General features: G+C 36.9%; 2 protein-coding genes. Both read left to right on the top strand.

The window, feature by feature from the left end; genetic code table 11:
• On the top strand, positions 1-898 hold an 898-nt coding region (locus tag H6607_13515), incomplete at its 5' end, for an FtsX-like permease family protein (protein ID MCB9263385.1).
• An 18-nt stretch (positions 899-916) separates the two neighbouring features.
• Positions 917-2,400: ABC transporter permease (locus H6607_13510; GenBank protein ID MCB9263384.1), on the top strand; the 1,484-nt coding region annotated here is incomplete at its 3' end.

The following is a 2,400-nucleotide window of genomic DNA, read 5'->3' as shown; positions in this document are numbered from 1 at the left end:
GAATCCAAATGTGTTAAGTGCCAGCGGAACAATATGGATGCCACCTACCAATAATAAAATATACGCATCTATACCTAAAGTCGATGATCCTAATGAGAAGGTTAAAATGAATGCTCTTTTTGTTGATTACGGATTTGCCCATACTATGGGAATGAAAATTATTATGGGTTCCGATTTCGACAGAGAAAAAAATAACAGTGGCGTTCTTATAAATGAATTGGCCATTAAAGTATTGGGACTAAAAGATGTTTTGGGTGAACAAACGGCTTTTGGAAAAGTAGTAGGCGTTGTTAGTAATTTTAATATGTTTTCGCTACGCGAAGCCATAACCCCGATGATCATTGAATTAAATCCTGGCATGAGCCGTGATATTGCCATTCGGTTACGCACCGAAAACATGCCGGAAACCATCGACTTTCTGAAAAAGACATGGACGGCAACTGGCGGAACAACCGCATTTAACTTTAGGTTTACCGACGATATATTAAAAAACATGTACGAATCGGATATTCGGTTTTCCAGAACCATTGGATTGCTTGCTGCAATTGCCATTGCCATTGCATGTCTAGGCCTGTTTGGCTTATCATTATTAATAGGAAAACAACGCACAAAGGAAATAGGTATTCGCAAAATTAACGGTGCTAGGATTTCCGAAATTATGCTAATGCTCAATAAAGATTTTGTGAAATGGGTAGCCATTGCTTTTGTGGTTGCTACGCCCATTGCATGGTATGCCATGCACGAATGGCTTGAAAGTTTTGCCTACAAAACCAGTTTAAGTTGGTGGATATTTGCTCTGGCAGGTTTGCTGGCATTGGGAATTGCACTGCTTACCGTAAGTTGGCAGAGTTGGCGGGCGGCAACCTGTAACCCGGTGGAAACGCTGAGATATGAATAAAAACGAGTTAATATGAATTTGAGAAATAATTTATCTGTTTGTTTCAGGCATTTAAAAGCCGATAAAGCAAATACTTTAATAAGTTTAGCGGGATTGATTCTCGGGCTGGGAATTGTAACTGTTGTATTGGTTTTTATATTGAATGAATTTAGTTATAACTATTCATTTGCCAATCGGGACAGAATTTACAGGGTATTAAATTACGATAAAAACACAAATACGACTTGGGCAAAGACCCCATTTATTATTGGTGAAACAGCAAAGAATAATTTTGCAGAAGTTGAAAATTTTCTACACATATACAATGTTGGGGACCTTGAGGTGAAACAAAATATGGAATTTATTCATGAACCCAACATGTTGTGTACGGAAAGTAAATTTTTTAACATGCTTGGCGTTAAAATTATACAGGGAAACCTAGATGATTTCGACGAAACGGATAGGAAAATACTTCTAAGCCAAAAGTTATCCAAAAAATATTTTGGAAATGAAGATCCCATCGGGAAACAGATAAACATTCGTTGCAAAAGTAAAGAATTTCCTATGGAAGTGGTTGCTGTTTATGCCGATATTCCCAATAACTCAACCATAAAGGCATCGTTAATTGCAAGCATCGACTTTGGAATGAAGAATCTTGCCGATGCGCTGATTACAGATGGTTCGGTGCCTTCTGAAAACGAGTTCAGACAAGAGTGGAACGGCACTTTTTTTACTAATTTTCTATTACTGAAAAAAGGAGCAGATGAAAAAGTTCTTGAAACAAAACTTCAAGAATTGGGACAAAAAAATTCAGAAGAAAATTATCCCTTATCTCTTTCACTTCAACCATTCTCCGACATTTATTTTGGTTCCGAAAAAATTGTGGATAACTTCAATAATAATCAAGGGAACTGGTCTATGCTGTTTCTTTTTGGGATTATCGGTTTGTTAATTCTTATTGTTGCATCAATTAATTATTTAAATCTGGCTTCGGCAAAAGCTATGGCACAGCTGAAAAATATTGCTGTACGCAAAGTTTGCGGAGCAGGACAAAAAAGTATCGTTGGACAAATAATTCTTGAATCTACGTTAATTACCCTCATTGCTTTGCCTTTCGCAATTATGGTTGCAAAGTTTTCATTACCGCTTGTCAGTCGGATGCTCGGAAAAGGTTATACCATTGAAATGACCAATCAAATGGCTATCAGTCTGGCTACATTATTTTTTATCTCTCTCGGTACCGGCATACTAGCAGGCTTACTAATTGCTGCCAAAACTTCACGGTTCAACCTTGTTGATACCTTGAAAGGAAATAAAAGTAATAATGTCGATAAAAACTATGCACGTAAAGGCTTGGTTGTTTTTCAGTTTTCGGTATTTATTGTACTGATTGCCTTTACATTGGCTGTGCAAAAACAGGTTCATTATGCTTTTAATAAAAATTTAGGTTTTGAGAAAGAGGGACTCATTTCCGTTCCGCTTGGCGATCATAATCTGGAACTGTTTAAACAGGAAATTTTAAA

It is taken from the genome of Flavobacteriales bacterium, assembly GCA_020635395.1.
Lineage (GTDB): Bacteria > Bacteroidota > Bacteroidia > NS11-12g > UBA9320 > UBA987.
The sequence above is the reverse complement of the archived record's forward strand: the minus strand, read 5'-3'. Positions and strand labels throughout refer to the sequence as shown.